Origin of the sequence: Roseateles asaccharophilus (assembly GCF_031458115.1) — a bacterium.
GTDB classification, from domain to species: domain Bacteria; phylum Pseudomonadota; class Gammaproteobacteria; order Burkholderiales; family Burkholderiaceae_C; genus Pelomonas; species Pelomonas asaccharophilus_A.
The window spans coordinates 180,197-201,004 of the sequence record NZ_JAVDXV010000011.1; the positions used below are offsets into that span (position 1 = coordinate 180,197).

Consider the following 20,808-nt stretch of genomic DNA (forward strand, 5'->3'; position numbering starts at 1 on the left):
AGTTGCTATTGACAACCAGAAGGCCAGACACCACCATGCGCCCAGATAGTTGCTATTCACACCCAAATGAGCGAATCCGCCCCCGGCAGCCTGTTGCGCGAAGTGGCGCGCCTGTACACCCGCGCCCAGCGCGTTGTGGCCGACTGCTGCCGCACCACCAGCACCCAGTGCCATCTGCTGACCGAGCTGGGCCGGTCCGGGCCGCTGCCGCTGTCGGAGCTGGGCACGCGGGTCAGTCTGGAGAAGAGTTGGGTGTCGCGTGCCGTGGAGGCCATGGCAGCCCGTGGCTTGGTGACCAAGGAGCCGAACCCGCTCGACGCAAGGAGCTGGCTCGTCACGCTCACCGCCGACGGCGAGCGCACCGTGCAAGAGCTCAACCGCACTCTCGATGACCACGCCGAATCGTTGCTGGCCACGCTGGGCCCGCGCGAACGAGCCGCCGTCGAGACCTCGTTGCTGACGCTCCTGAAGGCCTTGCGCGAAGACCCGGCCGCCACCTGCTGCCTGCCGCCCGAGCCGAAGGAGCCCACCCAGGATTCCAAATCATGTTGCTGAACACTTCCACCATCTCCCTGCGCCAAGCCGGCGCGTCCGACTGGCCCGCCGTCGAGGCGCTGCTGCTGGTCAACAAGCTGCCCACCGAGGGTGCCCAGGCCCATCTCTCCACCTATCTGCTGGCGACCAGCAACGGCGAAGTCGTCGGCTGCGCCGGCGCCGAGGTCTATGGCCAGGTGGCGCTGCTGCGTTCGGTGGCCGTGGCACCGGGCCTGCAGAAGCAGGGCATAGGCCGGCTGCTCGTCGAGCGGCTGCTGCTGGAGGCCCGCTCGCGCGACATCGCGGCCCTCTACCTGCTGACCGTCACCGCCCCCGAATACTTCGCGCAGTACGGCTTCAAGCGCATGAAGAACGAGGACACGCCGCAGGCGCTGAAAGCCTCGGCCGAGTTCCAGGGCGCCTGCCCGGCCTGCGCCGCGCTGATGGCGCTGACGTTGCGCGAGGCGCCGGTTGCGGATGCTGCGCTGCCGGTGGCCGTGCTCGGTGCCGGGCCCGTGGGCCTGGCGGCCGTGGCGCAGTTGGTGGAGCGCGGTCTGCCGTTCGTTGCGCTGGAAGCGGGAGGGCAGGTGGGCGCCAACCTGCTGGAATATGGACACGTCCAGCTCTTCTCGCCCTGGCAATTCAACGTGGACGTCGCGATGGCCCGCCTGCTCGCGCCCACCGGCTGGACCGCGCCGCCGGCCGCGGAACTGCCGCAGGCCGGCGACGTCGTGGAGCGTGTGCTGCAGCCCTTCGCCGCGCTGCCCCGAGTCGCCCCCTTCGTGAAGCTGGGTGCCCGGGTGCTGGCCGTCAGCCGTGAAGGCTTCGACAAGGTCAAGAGTGCCGGCCGCGACCAGGCCGCCTTCCTCGTCCGTTACGAGCAGCACGGTGAGGTGCACGAACTGCGCGCCCGCGCCGTCATCGACGCCACCGGCACCTGGAACCAGCCCAATCCCGTGGGCGCGAACGGACTGCACGCCATCGGTGAGGCCCAGGCACGCGACCGCATCTTCTACGGCATCCCCGACGTGGCCGGTGCGCTGCGCAGCCGCTACGAGGGCAGGCGCACGCTGGTGGTGGGCGCGGGCCACTCCGCCGCGAACGCGCTGCTGGTGCTGGCCGATCTCGCCAAGCAGTCCCCGGCTACCAGGCTCGCCTGGGCCGTGCGCTCGCCCGCGCTGCAGCGCGTGTTCGGCGGTGGCGATGCAGACGCCCTGCCGGCGCGCGGTGCGCTGGGCAGCTCGCTGCGGCGGCTGCGCGATGGCGGCGCGCTGGAGTTCTTCAGTGGCCTGCGCGTCACGCACATCGAGCGCATGGGAAGCCAGTTGCGCGTGCGGGGGGTGGACACGAAGCAGCAGCCCGTCGTCATCGATGGCATCGACGAAATCATCTGCGCCACCGGCCAGCGGCCCAACCTTGCCCTCAGCAGCGAACTGCGCCTGAAGCTGGACCCCTGGTTGGAATCCACCGAGGCGCTGGGCCCGCTGATCGACCCCAACCTGCACAGCTGCGGCACCGTGCGCCCGCACGGCCATCGCGAGCTGGCCCACCCGGAGCCGGGTTTCTACACCGTGGGTGTGAAGAGCTATGGACGCGCGCCGACCTTCCTGATGGCCACCGGCTTCGAGCAGGCGCGCTCGGTCGTCGCGGCCCTGGCGGGTGACCTGAGCGCGGCGGATCGCGTGGAGCTGGTGTTGCCGGAAACGGGCGTCTGTTCATCCGACCCCGCAGGTGGCGAGGCAGCCGGCGGCTGCTGCGGGCCGGCGCCCGCCGCAGAGCCGGTTGCGGTGGCCGTGGCCGCGCCCAAGCGTGGCTGCGGCCCGTCGAGCTGCGCACCGGCGCCACAGTCCGCCGCTACCCGCTGCTGCGGCTGACGATGCCGGCCAGCCGCCAGCGCGTCGTCGCCACGCTGGGCAGCGCCCAGACGCTGGCCTGGGCTTCGTCCTACTACCTGCCGGCAATGCTGGCCCGGCCCATGGCGGGCGAGCTGGGTGTGTCCCAGCCCACGGTGTTCGCGGCGTTCTCGTTGGCTCTGGTGGTGTCGGCCCTGGTGGGGCCGCACAGCGGCCGGCGCATCGACCGTTGGGGCGGGCGGCCGGTGCTGATGGCCACCAGCGTGCTGTTCGCGGCGGGCCTGGCGGCCATGGCGCTGGCCAATGGTCCGGTGGGGTTGTTCGCGGCCTGGCTGCTGATGGGCATTGCGATGGGCAGCGGCCTTTACGAGGCGGCTTTCGCGTCCCTGGTGCGCCTTTACGGTCACGACGCGCGCGGCGCCATCACCGGCATCACGTTGATCGCCGGCTTCGCCAGCACCGTGGGCTGGCCGCTGACGGCGGCGTTGGAGCACGCCTGGGGGTGGCGCGGTGCCTGCTGGGGCTGGGCCGCACTGCTTTTGTTCCTGGGCCTGCCGTTGAACGCGCTGTTGCCGCGCGCAGATGCAGCGCCATTGTCGGTATCAGCCATTGCACCGGAGGCCGCACCCGATGCCTCGCCACCCGTGTCCACGGTCGCGCTGCTGGCCTGGGTGTTCGCGGTGACCTGGTTCATCAGCACGGCGATGGCAGCCCACCTGCCCGGCCTGCTGGCCATCGTCGGCGCCACGCCGGCCGCCGTCATCGCCTTCAGCGCCCTCGTGGGACCGGCCCAGGTCGCGGGGCGTCTGCTGGAATTCGGCCTGCTGCGGCACTGGCATCCACTGCTGTCGGCGCGCCTGGCCGCGCTGCTGCATCCGCTCGGTGCGATCCTGCTGCTGGCGCTGGGGGCACCGGCTGTTGCAGCGTTCGCGCTGCTGCACGGTGCGGGTAACGGCATCCTCACGATCGCCAAGGGCACGCTGCCGCTGGCGCTGTTCGGCCCCGGCGGCTACGGCCACCGGCAAGGCCTGTTGATGCTGCCAGCGCGGCTGGGCCAGGCGCTGTCGCCCTGGCTGTTCGGCCTGTTGCTGGCCGAGCTGGGTACGCAGGTCCTGTGGTGCTCGGCCGGCCTCGCGCTGAGCGCGCTGGCGGCGTTGCTGCTGATCCGTCTTCCCTCCACGACAACCACTGTTCCATGAAGATCCGCATCGCCTTGCCCGAGGACGCCGCTGCCGTGGCCGCCATCTACGCGCCCATCGTGGCCCACACGGGCATCTCCTTCGAGACCGATCCGCCCGACGCTGCCGAGATGCGCGCCCGCATCGACAAGACGGCGCGGGCCGGCCTGCCCTGGCTGGTGGCCGATGACGAAGACGGCGCCGTCCGCGGCTACGCGTATGCCAGCCGCCACCGCGAGCGCGCGGCCTACCAGTGGTCGGTGGACGTCACGGTCTATGTTGCCGATGGCCGCCGTGGCCAGGGTGTGGGCCGGGCGCTGTACGGCCGGCTGCTGCCCCTGCTGACCGAGCTGGGGTATTGCCAGGCATTCGCCGGCATTGCGCTGCCCAATGCAGCCAGCGTGGGCCTGCACGAGGCCGTGGGCTTCATGCCGCTGGGCGTCTACCGCAACGTGGGCTTCAAGCTCGGACAGTGGCGCGACGTGGGCTGGTGGCAGCGCGAGTTGCGCGCGACGGATGCGGGGCCGCAGCCGCCGCGCGCATTCGCGCCGGCCTGAGCGGCGACGTCAAGACGCGTGCGCCTTCGGGAAATCCGTCGACGCCGCCAGCTCGCGCCAAGCCGCCGTCTCGGTCTCTACAAAGACATGCTTGGCGGCGATGGCCGCCAGCGTGTCGGTGCCCAGCGGCAGGCGCAGTGGCGGCGTGTCCGCATCCACCAAACGCAGCACCGCCTGCGCCAGGCGCTCGGGGTCGCCGGGCTGGTTCAGGCTGATCTGGCTGGCCAGCTCGCGGATGCGACCCGACGTGGCCGCGTAGTCCGCCAGCACGCGCGGCGACGTGGCCAGCGACTGGCCCTCCAGGAACTCGGTGCGGAAGTAGCCCGGCTCCACCGTCGTCGCATGGATGCCCAGCGGCGCCAGCTCGGCATGCAGTGCCTCGGTGATGCCTTCCACGGCGAACTTGGTCGAGCAGTACACGCCGAAGCCGGCGACGGACTGGTAGCCGCCCAGTGACGAGATGTTGATGACGTGGCCGCGACGGTGCTCGCGCATCTGGGGCAGCACGGCGCGCGTCACATGCAGCAGGCCGAACACATTGGTCTCGTACAGCCGGCGCACCTCGTCGGCGCTGGACTCCTCGACGGCGCCCATCAGGCCATAGCCGGCGTTGTTGACGAGGATGTCGATGCGGCCGAAGTGCGCCAGCGCGGCGGCCACGGCGTGGCCGGCCTGGGCTTCGTCGGTGACGTCCAGGTCCACGGCCAGCAGGCCGGACTGAGCGCCCAGGCGTTGCGTGACGGTGGCGGCGTCGCGCGCCGTGGCGACGACGGCATCGCCGCGGCCCAGTGCGGCGGCTGCGATGCGCGCGCCGATGCCGCGCGAGGCGCCGGTGATGAACCAGACGCGGGGGAAGTTTGAGGAGCTGTTCATGGTGAGGGTTCCTGCGTGTTGTTGAAGGGAGGACGGTCGGCCGATGGGGTCAATGTAGGTATCGCATTGCCATCGAAATAGCCCAGAATCGCTTCATTGATTCGCAAGCAAATCGACACAATGGCCTTCAACGAGCTGCGCGCCATCGCCGTCTTCACCAAGGCCGCCGAGCTGGGCAGCCTGCGCCAGGCCGGCGTGTCCCAGGGCATCACGCCGCAGGCGGCCAGCCAGGCGCTGACGCAGCTGGAGGCGCATCTGGGCGTGCGGCTGTTCCACCGCACGACGCGCCGGCTCAGCCTCACCGAGGAGGGCGGGCGCTTTCTCAGCGCGGCGACACCCGGGCTGCAGGCGCTGCAGCGCGCGCTGCACGGCGCCCGCCTGGGCCGCGACGCCATCGCCGGCCCGCTGCGCATCGCGGCGCCGCGTTCCATCATGCTGCCGGTGCTGTGGCCGGTGCTGGAAGCCTTCTGTGCCCGCCACCCCGACGTCGAGCCCGATGTGCAGCTGGACGACCGCATCGGCGACTGGGTGGCGGAGCGTGTGGACGTCGGCTTTCGCGCCGGCAGCCCGCCCGGCGATGGCGTCATCGCCCGCCACCTGCTGCCGTTGCAGCTCATCGTCTGTGCGTCGCCGGGCTACATCGCGCGGCACGGCGCGCCGCGATCCATCGACGAGCTGGCCAGTCACCGCTGCAGCGGTTTCCGCCACCCCAGCACCGGCAAGGTCATGCCCTGGGAGTTCGCCGTCGACGGCGAGATCGTCGCCCGCGACATTGCATCGGTCGTGCTGACCAACGATGTGGAGCTGGAGGCCAACGCCGTGGTGGCCGGCCAATGCATAGGCCAGCTGGTGGGCGTGACCGCCGCGCCGCTGATCCGCGCTGGCCGCCTGGTGCCGCTGCTGACGGCACACGTGACCCAGCATCTGGGCCTCTACCTCTACTACGGCAGCCGTGTCGCCCAGCCGGCGCGGGTGCGCGCTTTCATCGACCTGGCGGTACAGCAGGTGGCGGGCAGCACCGAGTGGGTGCTGAGCGCGCAGGAGCTGGCGGCGGCGACGAAGCGCAGGACGCGGCGTGGGTGAGAACATCCCACGTGTCGCCTTTCAGAGGAGCAGCATTCTGAAACGTCGCCTTGTCGTCATCGCCCTGTTGCTGGTGTTGGCCATTCCTGCCGCGTGGTGGGCCGTCGTGACCTTCAGTCCCGAGCTGTCCATCGAGTTGACGCGGGCTGAGCTCCAGGCCCAGCTGAACGCCAAGTTCCCTGCCGAGAGGTGCCTGCTGGGCGCTTGTTTGGAGTTGCGAGATCCCGAATTGCGACTTGATGAAGGGGCCGATCGGGTCAGCTTCAATGCTCAGTTCGTGGCTACGCTGGGCAAGCGAAAGATGCCCGGCACGGCCGCCTTCAGCGGCAAGCCGCGCTATGAGCAGCGGAACCACAGCTTCTACCTGGACGATGTGCAGGTGACGGAGTTTCAGATGTCCGGCAATGCGCCAGACTTCGACGAGGTGGTCAAGGTGCGAGGGCCCAAGGCGGCGGAGGCCATCCTGAGGACCGTGCCGCTCTACACGCTGAGTTCCGACACGCGGCACGGCCAGTTGGCCAAGCTGGCCTTGCGTTCAGTGCAAGTGTTGGGTGGCAAGCTGCGCATCACCTTCCTGAATCCGCTCGGCTGGTTCGGGCGGACTGGATAGCCGCTTGCCGATGCGAACATCACGCTCTTCCCCATTCACCCGCTCACCATGCTGAAGCGCCGCCTGCTCGCCCTTTTGCCGATGCTGGCCGCCACACGGCCCGGCCAGGCGACCACCACAGGGCCCAAGCGCCCGCTGCTCGTCATTCATGAGAACGAAGTCAAGCGCGACGAGCCGCCGCCGCACGGCGCCATCGGCATGTCCACGGCCTACCGCATCAGCGACGCGGTGCCGGCACCACGGCAGATGGAGTTCCGCAAGCGCGTGCTGCATGTGGGTGCGGCCATCGGCCTGCATCCGATCGGCCACGACGAGGTGTACTACGTGCTGGCCGGCGAGGGCGACGTCACGTCGGACGGGCAGACCCAGCGCATGGCGGCTGGCATGACGGCCTACCTGTACGAAGGCGCGGTGGTGGGCATACGCCAGCTGGGCCACGAGCCGCTGGCGATCATCGTCAGCTACCCGAACCCGCGCTGACCGCCAGCCCCAGCCGCTCGCGGGCGCGCAGGCATTGCGCATCGCCCGGCTGCACGCTGCGGCAGGTGCTGGAGCGCTGTTCATAGATGCCGCAGGCGACCGAGCGACCCACCTCGCCTTGCAGCGCGATGCAGCGCACCGGCGCCACCTCGGTGCCCGCCATGCAGCGCAGCTGTGGGCTGATCTGCCGCGTCAGCGCCGCAGGCACGGTGCCGCCCGGCGCGTCGTCGGCCTCGGCCCAGTAGAAGGACACGCGGAACACGGCGCAGCACGCGCCGCAGCTTTGGCAGTCCAGCGCCACCGTCATGCCGGCCGGTGCTCGGTGCCGGCGCCCAGCGTGATGAAGAACATGCGGCTGGGTAGGAACACCTTGGCCGTGTGCCAAGTGCCGCGCGGCACGACCACCGCGCCGCGGCCGCTGATACGCTGGGTCACGACGCCCTCGGCCGTCTCCAGCAGGAACTCGATGTCACCTTCCAGCAGGTAGACGAACTCGTCGCCGTTGGGGTGCATCTCCCAGCTGCCCCAGTCGGCGTCGCAGGTGAACTCCGACATCAGCCAGTCACGGCCCAGCGCGTTAAGCCGCTCCTCGGGCTGGCTCCAGAACTCGCCACCGCCGGCCAGCTGGCGGATGCCGCCACGGGGGTCGAACAGGGCGTAGACGTCTTCGGGCAGGAACTTCATGGCGTGCATCCTCGGTGGCACGCCTTCCGCAATGGGTGGGCGCGCGGCGCACAGTGTGCACCGCGTCGCGGTTCAGCGCGCCCCGTTGGCGAGCTGGAACACGCGCACGGTATCGGTCAGGCGCACGGCCTGCTGCTGCAGCGCGTCAGCCGCGGCGGCGCTCTCTTCCACCAGGGCGGCGTTCTGCTGCGTCATCAGGTCCAGCGCGGCCACGGCGGTGCCGACCTGGCCGATGCCCGTGGTCTGCTCCTGCGTGGCGGAGCTGATCTCGCCGATCAGGTCGGTCACGCGCCTGACCTGCGACACGATGTCGCGCATGGCGTCGCCCGCCGTGACGACCAGCGTAGCGCCGGCATCCACACGTTCGGCGCTGGTGGCGATCAGGGACTTGATCTCCCGCGCGGCGTCGGCGCTGCGCTGGGCCAGCAGGCGCACCTCGCCGGCCACGACGGCGAAGCCGCGGCCCTGCTCGCCGGCGCGTGCCGCCTCGACGGCCGCGTTCAACGCCAGGATGTTGGTCTGGAACGCGATGCCGTCGATGGTGCCGATGATGTCGGTGATGCGGCGCGAGCTGTCGGTGATCTCGCCCATGGTGGTCACCACGCGGCCCACCACCTCACCGCCGTTCTGGGCAGCGGCACTGGCCGCGGCGGCGAGCTGGCTGGCCTGCATGGCGGTGTCGGCGTTGTGCTGCACGGTGGTGGTCATCTGTTCCATGGACGCCGCCGTCTGCTGCAGGTTGGAGGACTGCTCCTCCGTGCGCTGCGACAGGTCCGCGTTGCCGCTGGCGATCTGCGCGGTGCCCGTGGCGATGGAGTCCGACGCCTCGCGCACCTGGCTGACGATGCCGGCCAGTGCGGCCTGCATGGTGCCCAGGCTGGCCAGCACGCTGCCGGGGCCGGCACGATCAGTGCCGTCGACGCGGCGCAGGTCGCCTGCAGCGATGCGCTGCGCGGCCGCGTTGAGTGCGGCAGGCTCGGCGCCCAGCACCTGCATCAGGTGGCGCGTCAGCAGGAAGCCTGCGGCCGCGGCGAACAGCACGCTGAGGAGGCAGGCGCTGGCCAGCATCAGGCGCTGGGCGTGGTAGTTCGCCTCGGCTTCGGCGATCTGCTGGGCCTCGCGCTCGCGGGTGTAGTGCAGGTAGTTGTTGGACGCTGCCACCAGCGCCGCGAGGTTGGGGCGGCAGTCCTTGATGAGCATGGCGAGTGCCTGCTCGCGCTCGCCGTCGTTGGCCAGCTTGAAGATCTGCCGTGCGATCGGGCCGTAGACGCCTTCGATGCGCGCCATGGCCTGGATGCGCTCGCGGGCGCCGGCGCTGACGTCAGGCGCCTGGGCCATCTTCTGCAGCTCCGCCAGGCGCTCGCGCACGTCCTGGTCGGCCTGGGCCACGTTGGCTTTCTCGGCGGCGATGTCGCCCTCGTCGGTGGACAGCAGCAGGTTGCGGATGGCGATGGCGCGGCGGTCAACCGCGGCGTGCACCGAGTTCGCGACCGTGGCGCGGGCGTTCACGCCGTGCAGATAGCCTTCGAAGTCGTCGTTGGCGTCGCCGAGCGAATACCAGGCCAGCCCCGATACCGTCATCACCAGCAGCGAGAGCACCGCGAAAGCGGCGAACAAGCGGCCCCGTATCGTCAACCGACCCAACATGCTGTGTTCCTTCTCTTGTTTGAAAGGGAAGGAAAGTTCCTTGCTTGCGCAAGCGCCCTCCTGGCGCGCCGTTGCGTGGAGGTTCCCTTCATTGCGGAGCGCGATGCTGGCAGCGGCAAGGGGGTGGGGCAAGTGCGAATCGTTCCTGTTTGGCCCGTATGCGTGAAGGAATAAACAAGACTTTATTTCTCGCTGGTCGGAAATTCGCGCGATCAGGCCTTGAACTGCGCGCATTCGCCGGCAGCTGATGCCTACTGCCGCCACGGAGAACGCTGTGCAACCCGTCGTCAAGCTCGCCGTCCCCAACGAACTGCTGCCGCTGGTCCGTTTTGCGCAGTTGCTGCAGGGGCTGGAAGGGCGCCTGGTGGATGCGCACCAGTACCGCGTGCTGGTGCAGCGGCTGACGGCCCAGCTGGACGAGCACCAGGCCCACGAGGCGCTGCCGGGGCTGCTGGACCACTTCCCCGCCGCGGCCGAGGTCTACGAGAACCTGCAGTACGGCCACGCCGGGCTGGTGCGCGTGCCGCTGGAGATGTCGCTGACGTCGGAGCTGGCGGTGCGGGAGCTGCTGGACCGCGTGCGCAAGCCCTAGCGGGTCCGCAGCCCGATCTCGAACACCACGCCGTCGTCCGCATTGCGCGCCGCGATGCGGCCGCCCATCTTGGCGAGGTAGGTCTTGGCGACGAACAGGCCCTGGCCGCGCCGCTGGCCGTCCTGGGGCTCGGCATCGCTGACGCCGTAGTCGAAGATGCGCGCGAGCTGGTCATCGGCGATGCGCGGACCCTGGTTGTGGATGTCCACCGTGGCCAGCTCGCCGTCGACGCGCAGCGTCAGCGTGACGGGCGTGCCCGGGGCACGGTAGCGGTCCGCGTTGGTCAGCACATGCGTGATCGCGTCTTCCAGCGGGTACTCGTCGGCCTGCACCCACACGGGCTCGGCCGCCGGCGCATAGGCCACATCCGCAATGCCCGCATAGGCCGCGTTCTCGGCCACGCCGCGCAGGAAGGCGTTCAGGTCCAGCCGGTTCACGGCCAGCGTCGCGGCGGCCAGCGCCTCGCTGGGTGAGGCCTGGCCGTACAACACCTTCACGGCCTGCTGCATGCGCTGCACATAGCGGCGGCTGGGGTCGTCGTGCGCCGCGTGCAGCAGCATCAGCGACTGCAGCGGCGACATGATCTCGTGGCCCACCGCATGCCACTGGTCGTGCTCGCGCTCGGCGCGCAGCTGCTCGCGCCGCAGGCTGTCGCGCACCTGCTGGAGCAGGTCTGCCAGGCTGCCGGCCAGGATGCCCAGCTCGTCGCGGCCGCGCAGGTCGGCCACGTCCAGCGTGCCCAGCTCGGGCGTCTTCTGCAGCTGATGCGACAGCGCCGCCGCGCGCTTCGTCAGCGTAGCGACGCGGCGGATCAGCCCCATCTCGATGATGAGCCATGCGAGCGCGATGGCAGCCAGCATCGCGCCCACGGGCCAGGCCAGGCGGGCGGCGCTGGCGCTGAGCGTCCGGTCCAGCCCTTGCAGGTCGCCGGTCAGCGTGATGTCGAAGCGGCCGGCCGGTGTCGTCACGCCGTCCTTCGCCGCCAGCGTGCGCGGCGTGGCCGGCGCGGGCAGGTGCTGGATCAGCGCCGTCAGCCAGGGCGACGGCGGCGCGCTGGTGTCGTCGGCCCCCTGCAGCAGCGCAACCACGGCGGTGCCGCGCGTGATGCTCAGCGTCTCGCCCGGCGCCAGCGCGGTGGACAGCCGCGCCAGCGTCAGAGGCGGCTGCGCGCCCGGCGTGGCGCTGTCGAACAGCGTCGCGTCACCCGGCCCCAGCAGCGCGAGGCGCAGGCCCGTGCGCGCCAGGTCGGCCGGCGGCCACTGCGGCCCGCCGGGGCGGAACAGCGCCTCGCGGAAGGCCTCCACGGGCAGGCGGATGGAGATCGTCGTGCGGCGCGGGCAGGCGTCGCCGGCGGCCAGGCAGGGCCCTTCTCGCCACACCCAGCCGCGGAAGTCGCGCTGCGGACGCGCCTTGCGCGGCAGCGTGTCGGCGGCGGCCGCCTCGACAGCAAAGCCCGGCAGCTGGCCGCGCTGCGCGTCCAGCATCTCGACCGGCGCCAGCCAATGCTGCTCGGCGCCACCGTGCCGCAGGCTCACGCGCACGCGGTGCGCGCCCGACAGGTCCAGTGCGCCGCGCTCGCGGCTTGCCAGCGGCGGCGCGTCCAGCGTGGCCACCAGGTAGACAAAACCGCCCGCATAGGCATTGCTGCCCACGGCCGCGCACAGGGTGGCACCGCCCGGGTACTGCAGCGCGCAGCCTGCCATGTCCACGACACGCTGCGCCTTGGTCGCGTCGTCGAAGTCGATGGCGCCGAAGGGCAGCACCAGCGGCGCTATCCAGCCGGGCTCGACCTGGGCTGGTTCCGGGTTCAGCAGCGCGAGTTGGCCGGACGGGTGGCGCAGCTGCGCGACGACCTCGCCCAGCGATTTGCGAAAGCCCTGCTCGTAGCGCTGCGCGTTGCGCTGGCGCTCCTCGTTCAGCAGTGCCAGCGCCAGGGCCAGCGTGGCCAGCGCCAACGCGATGAAGACGAGGTGGAAGACGATGCGGTTGCGAAAGGCCGCGACGCCGAGGCGCGGCATGTCGGGCAGCGGGAAGTCGACGCGGCCGAGCTTCATCCGTGGTGCTGTCAGGCGCCGGTCCAGCGGAACCCGCGCATCGGCACGTTCTCGATGCCATCGAAGTCCGGGTCCACGTCGCGGAAGGCGTCGCGGATGGTGGCCACATGCTTGCGCACGTTGTCGCGGTTGCGGCCGCTCTTCACCACGTCGAACAGCTCCTCGTAGCTGACCACCTCGCCGGCGCGCGCATGCAGCGTCGCCAGGATGCGCTGCGCCGTCAGCGGCAGGTTGATGCGCTGCTGCCGCCACATGGGCGTGCGCTGCTTCAGCGGGTCCAGCTGCAGGCTGTCGTCGGCGGGCTTTGCAACGGGCTTGCTGGTGGGTTCGCGCAGCCGAGCGGTGCGCAGGATGTCGAGAAACGTCTCGACGAACTCGGCCTCGTCGAAGGTGGTCTTCTGCAGGTAGTCCCAGGCGTCCAGCGCCTTCATGATGCTGCGGTAGATGGCCGCTGGCATGGCCGACACCACCAGCACCGGCGTGCCCAGGCCCTGCTTGTTGATCTCGTTGATCAGCGCCACGCCGGCATTGCGCTCGCGGCCCAGTTCGATGTCCAGCACGACCAGGTCGTAGCGCTCGCGCACCAGCGCGGCCTCGGCGGCGTCGCGGTCGAAATGCTGGTCGACCACCAGCTCCGGACGGGCGGCGCGTATCCAGCCGGTGAGCTGCGCGCTGGTGGTGGGGTCGTCCTCGATGACGGCGATGCGGGGCATGGCGGCGATTATGGGGAGCCGTGCAGGCCCGGTCGCGGAAGGATTCTTCCGTCCTGCCGCGATGGCATCATGGGCCGGCCCGCCCACCCTTCTTGCGCAGCGACACCATGACCCTGCTCCAAGGCTCCTGCCAATGCGGCCACGTCCGCTTCACGCTGTCCGAGCGCCCGGTGGACGCCACGGCCTGCCATTGCGTGATGTGCCGCAAGCAGTCGGGCCACCATTTCGCATCGGCCAATGTGTCCAAGAGCGCCGTCGTCGTCACGGGCGCCGAGCACATCACCTGGTTCCAGTCCTCCGAGAAAGTTCGACGGGGTTTCTGCTCGCGCTGCGGGTCGTGGCTGTTCTGGGAACCGGTGTTCAGGGACTGGACCTCTGTGGCGCTGGGCGCCATCGACGGTGCCACCGGTGTCCGCCTGGAGCGGCACATCTTCGTCGCGTCCAAGGGCGACTACTACGACATCGCGGACGGTTTGCCGCAGAACGAGCGCTAGCGTAGGCAAACAGGAGCACGCATGCCGTTCTATCCACCGGATCAGCTGCCACCCATGAAACGCCGCCCAGTGGTACCGAGCCGCAGGCTCAAGGCCGTATTCGTTGTTGGCGGCACCCTGCTGGGTACGGTCTCGGCGGTGCTGCTGGTCTGGCAATTTGGCAGTGCGCTGGCTTGGCTGGCGATCCCTTGCGCGGCCGGCATGGGGTGGGGTCTTGCTTCCCTGCCTTGTCATTTTCCTGGACGCGGCGGCCGCGTGCTGTGGTGAACCAGGCTGGCGCTATACAAGCTGCGAGATAGGCCGCTCTTTCTGGCGGCATAGTTCCGGGCCAGCCCTTCAAGGCAGCACAGCTTCAACAGACCGCCCATGATCGTCAGGCAGCAACACGTCACCCCGAACATCAACGACAAGCCCGGCTGGGGGCGCGTGGAAACCTTCCCGCTGTCGGATGCGGGCGCCATCACGCAGTTCGGCGCGTCGCTGCAGGTGCTGCTGCCAGGCGCCAAGGCATCCATCCGCCATTGGCACGAGCATGTCGACGAGTTCCTGTTCGTCGTCAGCGGCGAGGTGACGGTCACGGAGGACGACGGCCCTCATGTGCTGCGCCCGGGCGACAGCGCCTGTTGGCCCGCGGGCGTGCCCAACGGGCACACGGTGGCCAACCGCTCGCAGGCGCCCTGCTCCTATGTCATCGTCGGCACGCGGGGCCTGGACCAGGCCGGGCACTATGTCAGCGATGCTGACGTGCCGGGCGCCTAGCCTCCAGTCGCCCAGCGGGTTGGCGTACGGCGACCCCTCCTCGTAGCCCGGGCCGGCATCGGCCAGCAGCCGGCAGACCGGCGCATCCTCCTCCACGCCAAAGGTCTGGCCCGCGCGAATGGTCGGAGACTCGGTGAACAGGTAGCGCGTGAACTGGCGCCCTCCTGTTGTGCATGCCGCAGGAGTTGACCTGAGATGCACAGGACGGTGAGCGTGCTGGCGGCGTTCGGGCCGGTCACGGGGTCAGACGTGGGTGATCCATTGCTTGATGACGGCCTGCAGCGCCGGCAGCTTGGCGGCGAAGTCGGCGCTGGAGGCGAACTCGACCTGGGCGCGGTCGCGGCCCAGCCATTTCAGCAGGCCCGCCGGGTCGGCCTGCGCCAGGCCGCCAGCGGGCAGGTCGCGGGCCTTGGCGCCCAGATGCAGGATGAGGCTGAAGCCGGTCTTGCCGCGCAGGTGCGTGGTGGCGAAGTACTCCGTCGTGCGCCAGCTGGGCGCGTTCCACTTGATGCCTTCGGCGATGGCGGTGTCCACCGCGCAGAGAGCGCGGCGCAGTGCCTCGATGTCGGCCTTGTGCGGGTGCGCCAGTGTGGCCATGAACTGGTCGACGGCTGCGGGCGTGTCGGCGGCGGTCAGCTTGGGCATGGTTCAATGATCCTGCGGCGAAGAACAGGGAGGACGGGCATGAGGATCGTAGGGGTAGCGACGTTGGCCTTGCTTTCGGCGCATGCCGCGACGGCCAAGGAGTCGGTGGAGGGGATGGCGATCAACAGCCCCAAGGACGCTCTGCTGCTGGTGTCCACCGACAGCTTCGGCCCGGTATCACTGGCCGCGCTGGCCAAGGACATCAACGGAAATGTGGTCTACCGGGGGCGGGCGAAGTACTCGACGGGCGAGGTGACCATCCAATCGCAGAACGACGTTGGCCACTATGGAGAAGTGGGGTTTGAGTTCAAGCCGCCGCACAACCTCTCGAAAGAGGACGTGATCGCCCAGGGTCGCAAGATCAAGGACGCCAAGGTCTCGGAGCGCGACACGCGCGTCTACCTGCGCTGGCAATCGGGCATCTTCAGTTGCATGCTGGACTTCGATGCGGACCCGAAGTTCCCGCTGTTCCAGTACATCTGCCACTACGCCGGAAAGTAGTGGCCACGGTTTGACTCAGCAGATGAAACCGCTACTCGATTCATACCTGCAAGGCGAAGTCAATGAGCGCGGCCTTGGGCGTATTGAGGCTACGGTCTACGAGGCGAGTCTCAACAGGAAGATCGCTGTTCGTGAGTTCGGGGGCAACGCCATCACGCTCGTTCTGGACTTCGAGCGGCAGGTCGCTGTTCTTGAGAGCGTTCTAGACGCGAGCGAAGCCGGCACGCTCGTGCTGCCGATCGATGAGTTTCTCCGCGTCGTTGGAGCCAGGGCAGCTGGCTGTAGCGGGGGAAGCATCGCCGGCTAGTCAGCCCGGAAGATTTCTTCCGCCCCCTCGGAAGACTCCCACCCCGCGCCGCTCTCGTCCCTTCCCGCGTGACCGGGAACCATGGCCGTCATGCATCAAGCCGATGCAAGACCACCGGCCAAGGAGCCCGTCACCATGCTGCACCGCCTCAAGTCCCTCGCCGCCTCGCTGCGCAATGCCTTCGGCCGCGGGGCCGAGCGCAGCCTTGAAGCCGTTCCCACCGCTGCCCGCTCGGTGCGCCGCGCGCTGCTGCCGCTGCTCATCGTCACGGCGGTGACCGCCGCCGGCTATGCGGTCGTCGCGCACCCGCCCATCCAGCCGGTGCCGCAGGGCCAGGCCGCGCTGCGCACCAACCAGTTCAGCGGCGGCACCACTGAGTTCCGCAGCGGCAGCTTCATCCGCATCCCGGGCCTGCACGAGGTGCGCCACTTCCCGCTGCGCGACCAGAGCTACCGCCCCGCCGCGATCGCCAAGGCCGATGGCCCCGCGCCGCTGCAGTCTGTCGAAGGTCTGTCGCTGGGCCTGGACATGAACCTGCGCTGGGCCGTGGACGCCAGCAAGCTCGCCGAGCTGTCGCGCAAGCTGCCCGACGACATCGAGGCCGACGTCATCGCGCCGGCCGTGCAAGCCGTGGTCTACAAGCAGATCGCCCGCCACACGGTGCGCGAGATCTTCTCCAGCCAGCGCGCCGAGATCGCCGCCGCGCTGGAGGCCGAGTTGCGCGCCAGGCTGGCGGCGGACGGCATCCAGCTCAAGGGCGTGCAGATCGGCTCGGTGGACCTGCCCGCCGACTACCGCAAGGGCATGGACCGCCTGCTGGCCGACAGCCTGGCCAGCGAGCGCATGCGCTACACGCTGGAGATCAGCGAGAAGCGGGTCAAGGAGACCGAGCTGCAGGCGGCGGCCGACAAGGTGCGCCGCGAGACCGCCGCCGAGGCCGCCGGCCGCGAGCAGGTCATCGCCGCCAAGGCCCAGGAGGAGGCCATGAAGCATGTGCTGCCCTTCAAGCAGAAGCAGATCGAACAGCGCGCGCTGGAAGCCCAGGCCGACAGCGCCGCGCGCATCAAGCAGGCCGAGGGCTCGGCGCAGGCGCGCCGCATCGAGATCGCGGCGGAGTCCGAAGCGCGCCAGAAGCTGGCCGACGCCGAGGCCTACCGCGTCGCGCAGATCGGCAAGGCCAACGCGGGCCAGATGGCGGCCGAGGGGGCGCTGCTGACCAAGCACCCGCTGCTGGTGCAGAAGGCCATGGCCGACAAGCTGTCGGACAAGGTGCAGGTCATCATCGCGCCGCCCGGCTCGGGCGGCTTCATCGGCAGCGCGCTGCTGGGCGGTACCACGCCGTCCAAGGCAGAGCCTGCGGGCCAACAGGAGCAGGAGTAAGCCACCATGCGCCGCTTTGTGCTGATCGTCGTTGCGGCCGCTGCTGCGGCCATCGTCATGACCAAGGTCGAGGCCGCCGAGCTGCCCGCCTTCCCGCGCGCCGGCCTCGTCGTGCAGGACTCGCCGCTGCGCGGCGCGCCGCGCGACACGGCGTCGCTGCAGGCCCAGATGGGCCGCGGCGAGGCGCTGGAGATCCGCGGTGAACGCGGTGACCACTGGCAGGTGTGGGACTACCGCCGCGAGCGTGGTGGGTGGCTGCGCAAGGGCCAGGTCTTGCTGGTGCCGCGCGGCGAGGGCGCCACCGCCGAACTGATGTCTCAGCTGCGCCTGGCGCGCCAGCAGTGGGGCACCGAGGGCCTGGGGCTGGGCCTGGCCGCGGCCTATGTGCAGGCGGCCACCAAGGACGAGATGGCCGGCCCCGGCGGCGCCGAGGCACTGGATGCGATGGGCACGTTCGCCGAGCGCATCGCCGACCGCGCATCGTTGCGCGATGCCAAGCCCACCGAGGGCCAGCTCGCCGCGCAGATGGACGTGGCGGCGCGCTACGGCCTGAAGTTCGAGCAGTTCGAGGTGGACGAGGGCCGCGTGCAGGTCTGCTACGACGGCGACGTGTTCCGCCGCCTGCTGGCCACCGCCGCCACGCCCGAGCAGCGCGTGCGTGCCGCGTTGGCGCTGACGCGGCCTGATTGCCTGAACCCGCGCGCCACCGTTCGCGAGGCCGAGGCGCGCGACCAGTGGCGCCAGCAGGTGCTGGCCCAGGTGGACGGGGCTTCGCTGCCCGTGCACTGGAAGAACCGGCTGCTGATGCGCCGCGCGTCGGTCAGCGCCAGCCTGGCGTTTGCGCAGGCAAGGCGAAATCCAGGGGGGGCGGGTGGCGAGGCGACACCGGCGCTGGTGGAGTTCGCCGGGATCACGCCCACCGAGCTGACCGAGGACGACCAGCCCGCCTACAACGATGCCGCCATGCGCGTGAATGCCGCGCGCTGGCTGGGCACCTCGGCCGCCGCGCGCGACTTCGGCGCGGTGCAGCTGTCGCTGCAGGCTGGCACCGATGGCGAGCGCTGCGTGGTGTTGAGCGAGGCCGGCAAGCCGGTGGCGCGCCGTTGCAGCTGGGGCCAGGTGGCGCTGGCATCGGCCTCGCTGAACCGCGAGGGGCGCGCGCTGGCGCTGGCCGTGCAGCCGCTGGATGGCTGGCGCGAGCTGTGGCTGTTCATCAGGGAGCCGGGCAAGGGCGGCGGCTGGCGCATCGAGGTCATGCCGCCGGCGCCGGCCCAGCCGGGCCTGGGCGTGGCCGAGTTCGCCGGCTGGGTGCCGGGCGGCCAGCAGCTGCTGGTGGCGCGCGAGTTCCGCGCCGAGGGCAAGTACCGCCGCAGCTTCGAGGTGGTGTCACTCGCGGGCCTGGCCACCGAGCGGCAGTCGCCGGAGCCGGCGCTGCTGGGCGCCTTCCAGCGCTGGAGCGACCCGGCTTGGCGGGGTAGTTCGCCGATACGGCGCTAGGCAGGTGGCCGGCCGTAGTCGACGGCCGCGCGCACCTCGGTCGGCGCGGCGGCGGCCAGCTGGGCGTCGGGCGCGACGCCCAGCGCCGCGTTGACGGTGGAGAACGCCTGGCGGAACGCGACCCACACCGTGGCTTCGAAGATCTCGCGGCCGCCGAGGCCGGCATCGCGCAGCGCCTGCACGTCTGCTGCCGTCGTCGCGTTGGGATCCGCCACCACGCGCCTCGCCCAGCGGGCCAGCGCCAGCTCGCGCGGTGTCGCATCGGCCTCGACGTTGCCCTGCAGGATGGCCGCTGCGAGCGGCGCACCGCCGTCTTTGGCCAGCGTGCGGCCCCAGGCCAGCGAGCAGTAAGCGTCGCGCAGCTCCGATGCACCGGCGCAGACCATGACGGCCAGCTCGCGCTTGCTCAGGGCGGACGCGCCGCTGAGTTGGGTCCGCAGCGCCGCGAAGTCGTCGTAGATGTCGGGACGCCAGGCCCAGGCCTGCGTGAGGTTCATCGAGAAGCCGGCGATGCGACGGTGGACTCGCGCACGGCGGTGGCTTCGGGGGCGGGTCGGATGAACAAGGCGCTCTCCACGGTTCAGCGAGACTCGTTTTTACCGCGACCCGTTTGGCTCAGGCCGCCATTGCCAGCTTGGCGTCGGCTTTCAGCGGCAGCTCCAGCCGCAGTGTGGTGCCCTGGCCGGGTTCGCTCTCCAGCTGCAGGCTGCCGCCCAGCAGGCCGGTGACGAAGCTGTGCGCGACAAAGAGGCCCAGGCCGCTGTCGCCCTGGCCGAACGAAGTCGTGAAGAAGGGCTCGAAGGCGCGTGCCACGTCGGCGGCCGGCATGCCCACGCCGTCGTCGCGCAGTTCCAGCACCAGCCGCGCCTCGGCGCTGCGGCGCGCGCTGACGCGGATCTGCCCGGCGTGGCGGCCATGGAAGGCATGCAGGCAGGCGTTCTCCATCAGCTGCTCCAGCACCTGCTGCAACACCTCGGCATAGCCGTCCAGCAGGAAGCCGTCGGGCAGTTCGCAGCTCAGCTCGACGTGGTCCACGCTGAGCCGAGCCTGCACACGGGCCCAGGCCACCAGCACCGCCTTGCGCAGGTCGAAGCGGCTGCGCGCGTCGCGGCCGCTGCCCTCGGTCAACTGCTTGAAGCGGTTGATGAGGCGCAGTGCCCGCTCCACGTTCTGCTCCACCAGCTCGGTGCCGGTGCTTGCCTGCGCCACCCAGTCGGCAAGTTCCTGGCGCTTCAGCGGCGTGCCGCTGGCCATTCGATCGGCAAAGGCCGCGCTGCCCGCGCGCAGCGCGGTGGCGCTGAGCAGCGCATTGCCCAGCGGCGTGTTCATCTGGTGCGCAATGCCGGCCAGCAACTGGCCCAGGGCGGCCAGCTTGCGGCTGTTGACCAGCTCGTCCTGCGTGGCCAGCAACTCGGCCGTCCGGGCGTGGACCTGCTCCTCCAGCCACTGTGCAGAGCGGCGGCGCTCCTCGGCGCGGCGCTCCTGATCGATGGCGATGCCGGCCAGGTGGCTGGCGGTGCTCAGCGCTTCCAGCTCCTCGGGGCTGGGCCGGCGCACCTCGCGGTAGTACATCGCGAAGCTGCCGATGACATTCTGGCTGGGTCCGTGGATGGGCGAGGACCAGCAGGCCTTGAATCCATAGGGCAGGGCCAGTTCGCGGTAGGCGGCCCACAGCGGGTGCGTGGCGATGTCGTCGACGATGACCAGCCGGTCGTCGTGCATGGCCGTGCCGCAGGAGCCCGCCGTCGGGCCGATGGGAGCGCCTTCCAGCGCCTGCATGTAGGCCGTGGGCATGCGCGGCCCGGCGCCCACGTGCACGTGGCGGCCGTCCAGGTCCAGCAGCAGCACCGTGCAGTACAGGCCTACGAACTGCGACTCGATGAGCGCGGTCAGCCGGTTCAGCACCGGCGTCAGCGGCTGACCGGTGGCCACCATCTCCAGCAGCTCGTTCTTGGCCTGGTTCAAGACCTCGGCGAACTGCATGCGGCTGACGTCCACCAGGCAAACGGCGACCTGTGTCTCGCCGTCCCGTTCGGTCACCGTCAGGTGCAGCTCGTGGGGGCGGGCCTGACCGTCGCGGGTCTGGAAGGTCCAGGGCAGGCTCATGGAGCCGGTGCGCAGCAACTGCGCCAGCACGCCATCCAGCGTCTCGGCCGAGGGCCGGCCGTCGGGCTGGCGCAGCGGGCACAGCAGCGACAGCGGCATACCGGCCAGCGCCTGAGGGTCATAGCCCAGCACCTTGGCGCGGCCCGAGGCCGTGCCGACGATGGGCAGGTCGGACGTGGCCTTCACGAGCAATATCGCGACATGGGTCATGTCGTCCATCCCGGCCTCCGCTGAGTGGCGTGCTTAGCGAGGGTACACCCA

At 70.3% G+C, this 20,808-nt stretch carries 24 protein-coding genes; 15 read left to right on the plus strand and 9 right to left on the minus strand.

Annotated features, from left to right (window positions below):
- Positions 1-66 precede the first annotated feature (66 nt).
- Genes J2X21_RS24775 through J2X21_RS24790 form a run of 4 tightly spaced genes read left to right on the plus strand, consistent with a single transcriptional unit; the run spans position 67 to position 4,122 of the window.
- Positions 67-555: a MarR family winged helix-turn-helix transcriptional regulator gene (locus J2X21_RS24775; protein WP_310332813.1), complete on the plus strand. Its 489-nt coding sequence runs from the start codon at positions 67-69 to the stop codon at positions 553-555.
- Complete coding sequence (gene arsN2, locus J2X21_RS24780; protein WP_310332814.1) at positions 546-2,408, plus strand: arsenic resistance N-acetyltransferase ArsN2; 1,863 nt, start codon at positions 546-548, stop codon at positions 2,406-2,408. The genes J2X21_RS24775 and arsN2 overlap by 10 nt, the downstream gene beginning before the upstream one ends.
- A gap of 2 nt (positions 2,409-2,410) precedes the next feature.
- Positions 2,411-3,586: an MFS transporter gene (locus tag J2X21_RS24785; protein WP_310332815.1), complete on the plus strand. Its 1,176-nt coding sequence runs from the start codon at positions 2,411-2,413 to the stop codon at positions 3,584-3,586.
- A complete protein-coding gene (locus J2X21_RS24790; protein ID WP_310332816.1) occupies positions 3,583-4,122 on the plus strand; it encodes an arsinothricin resistance N-acetyltransferase ArsN1 family B in 540 nt (179 codons plus the stop codon). The genes J2X21_RS24785 and J2X21_RS24790 overlap by 4 nt, the downstream gene beginning before the upstream one ends.
- Positions 4,123-4,131: 9 nt before the next feature.
- Here J2X21_RS24790 and J2X21_RS24795 read toward each other — a convergent pair whose 3' ends face one another.
- On the minus strand, positions 4,132-4,995 hold the full coding sequence (locus J2X21_RS24795) for an oxidoreductase (RefSeq protein ID WP_310332817.1): 864 nt from the start codon (positions 4,993-4,995) through the stop codon (positions 4,132-4,134).
- A gap of 120 nt (positions 4,996-5,115) precedes the next feature.
- Here J2X21_RS24795 and J2X21_RS24800 point away from each other — a divergent pair, with 120 nt between their 5' ends.
- From J2X21_RS24800 to J2X21_RS24810, 3 genes are read left to right on the plus strand one after another with little or no spacing between them, the layout of a single operon-like run.
- Positions 5,116-6,078 (plus strand): LysR family transcriptional regulator, encoded by a 963-nt coding sequence (locus J2X21_RS24800; protein ID WP_310332848.1) that lies wholly within the window; start codon positions 5,116-5,118, stop codon positions 6,076-6,078.
- Complete coding sequence (locus J2X21_RS24805) at positions 6,071-6,688, plus strand: DUF1439 domain-containing protein (RefSeq protein ID WP_310332818.1); 618 nt, start codon at positions 6,071-6,073, stop codon at positions 6,686-6,688. The genes J2X21_RS24800 and J2X21_RS24805 overlap by 8 nt, the downstream gene beginning before the upstream one ends.
- 48 nt (positions 6,689-6,736) lie before the next feature.
- Positions 6,737-7,168 (plus strand): cupin domain-containing protein, encoded by a 432-nt coding sequence (locus J2X21_RS24810; protein ID WP_310332819.1) that lies wholly within the window; start codon positions 6,737-6,739, stop codon positions 7,166-7,168.
- Here the strand turns inward: J2X21_RS24810 and J2X21_RS24815 are convergent.
- The 3 genes from J2X21_RS24815 to J2X21_RS24825 all read right to left on the minus strand — a co-directional run bounded on the left by J2X21_RS24815 (position 7,146) and on the right by J2X21_RS24825 (position 9,499).
- Positions 7,146-7,475, minus strand: a complete 330-nt coding sequence (locus tag J2X21_RS24815) for a YkgJ family cysteine cluster protein (RefSeq protein WP_310332820.1) — start codon at positions 7,473-7,475, stop codon at positions 7,146-7,148. The two genes, J2X21_RS24810 and J2X21_RS24815, sit on opposite strands and share 23 nt — an antisense overlap.
- Complete coding sequence (locus tag J2X21_RS24820; protein ID WP_310332821.1) at positions 7,472-7,852, minus strand: cupin domain-containing protein; 381 nt, start codon at positions 7,850-7,852, stop codon at positions 7,472-7,474. The genes J2X21_RS24815 and J2X21_RS24820 overlap by 4 nt, the downstream gene beginning before the upstream one ends.
- A gap of 72 nt (positions 7,853-7,924) precedes the next feature.
- On the minus strand, positions 7,925-9,499 hold the full coding sequence (locus tag J2X21_RS24825; protein ID WP_310332822.1) for a methyl-accepting chemotaxis protein: 1,575 nt from the start codon (positions 9,497-9,499) through the stop codon (positions 7,925-7,927).
- 274 nt (positions 9,500-9,773) lie between these two features.
- On the opposite strand from J2X21_RS24825, the gene J2X21_RS24830 reads away from it, so the two are divergent.
- Entirely contained in the window at positions 9,774-10,091 is a 318-nt protein-coding gene (locus tag J2X21_RS24830) for a hypothetical protein (protein WP_310332823.1), read from the plus strand.
- Here J2X21_RS24830 and J2X21_RS24835 read toward each other — a convergent pair.
- Positions 10,088-12,145: a sensor histidine kinase gene (locus J2X21_RS24835; protein ID WP_310332824.1), complete on the minus strand. Its 2,058-nt coding sequence runs from the start codon at positions 12,143-12,145 to the stop codon at positions 10,088-10,090. The two genes, J2X21_RS24830 and J2X21_RS24835, sit on opposite strands and share 4 nt — an antisense overlap.
- A gap of 11 nt (positions 12,146-12,156) precedes the next feature.
- Entirely contained in the window at positions 12,157-12,858 is a 702-nt protein-coding gene (locus J2X21_RS24840; protein ID WP_310332825.1) for a response regulator transcription factor, read from the minus strand.
- 107 nt (positions 12,859-12,965) lie between these two features.
- Here J2X21_RS24840 and J2X21_RS24845 point away from each other — a divergent pair, with 107 nt between their 5' ends.
- From J2X21_RS24845 to J2X21_RS24855, 3 genes are all read left to right on the plus strand, one after another.
- Positions 12,966-13,352 (plus strand): GFA family protein, encoded by a 387-nt coding sequence (locus J2X21_RS24845; RefSeq protein WP_310332826.1) that lies wholly within the window; start codon positions 12,966-12,968, stop codon positions 13,350-13,352.
- A 21-nt stretch (positions 13,353-13,373) separates the two neighbouring features.
- A complete protein-coding gene (locus J2X21_RS24850) occupies positions 13,374-13,619 on the plus strand; it encodes a hypothetical protein (protein ID WP_310332827.1) in 246 nt (81 codons plus the stop codon).
- 99 nt (positions 13,620-13,718) lie between these two features.
- A complete protein-coding gene (locus J2X21_RS24855) occupies positions 13,719-14,111 on the plus strand; it encodes a cupin domain-containing protein (RefSeq protein ID WP_310332828.1) in 393 nt (130 codons plus the stop codon).
- A 243-nt stretch (positions 14,112-14,354) separates the two neighbouring features.
- Here J2X21_RS24855 and J2X21_RS24860 read toward each other — a convergent pair whose 3' ends face one another.
- Entirely contained in the window at positions 14,355-14,756 is a 402-nt protein-coding gene (locus J2X21_RS24860; RefSeq protein ID WP_310332829.1) for a DUF1801 domain-containing protein, read from the minus strand.
- A gap of 39 nt (positions 14,757-14,795) precedes the next feature.
- Between J2X21_RS24860 and J2X21_RS24865 the strand changes: the two genes are divergently transcribed.
- The 4 genes from J2X21_RS24865 to J2X21_RS24880 all read left to right on the plus strand — a co-directional run bounded on the left by J2X21_RS24865 (position 14,796) and on the right by J2X21_RS24880 (position 18,441).
- Complete coding sequence (locus J2X21_RS24865) at positions 14,796-15,257, plus strand: hypothetical protein (RefSeq protein WP_310332830.1); 462 nt, start codon at positions 14,796-14,798, stop codon at positions 15,255-15,257.
- Positions 15,258-15,279: 22 nt separating this feature from the next.
- Complete coding sequence (locus J2X21_RS24870) at positions 15,280-15,564, plus strand: hypothetical protein (RefSeq protein WP_310332831.1); 285 nt, start codon at positions 15,280-15,282, stop codon at positions 15,562-15,564.
- A gap of 90 nt (positions 15,565-15,654) precedes the next feature.
- Positions 15,655-16,944 carry an SPFH domain-containing protein gene (locus J2X21_RS24875; RefSeq protein ID WP_310332832.1) on the plus strand — a complete coding sequence of 430 codons (1,290 nt, stop codon included), beginning with the start codon at positions 15,655-15,657 and terminating at the stop codon, positions 16,942-16,944.
- 6 nt (positions 16,945-16,950) lie between these two features.
- Positions 16,951-18,441 carry a hypothetical protein gene (locus J2X21_RS24880; protein ID WP_310332833.1) on the plus strand — a complete coding sequence of 497 codons (1,491 nt, stop codon included), beginning with the start codon at positions 16,951-16,953 and terminating at the stop codon, positions 18,439-18,441.
- On the opposite strand, the gene J2X21_RS24885 is transcribed toward J2X21_RS24880, so the two are convergent.
- Together J2X21_RS24885 and J2X21_RS24890 are read right to left on the minus strand one after the other, a co-directional pair.
- Entirely contained in the window at positions 18,438-18,938 is a 501-nt protein-coding gene (locus J2X21_RS24885; RefSeq protein WP_310332834.1) for a carboxymuconolactone decarboxylase family protein, read from the minus strand. The genes J2X21_RS24880 and J2X21_RS24885 overlap by 4 nt on opposite strands.
- Before the next feature lie 118 nt (positions 18,939-19,056).
- Positions 19,057-20,766 (minus strand): sensor histidine kinase, encoded by a 1,710-nt coding sequence (locus tag J2X21_RS24890; RefSeq protein WP_310332835.1) that lies wholly within the window; start codon positions 20,764-20,766, stop codon positions 19,057-19,059.
- Positions 20,767-20,808: the final 42 nt, after the last annotated feature.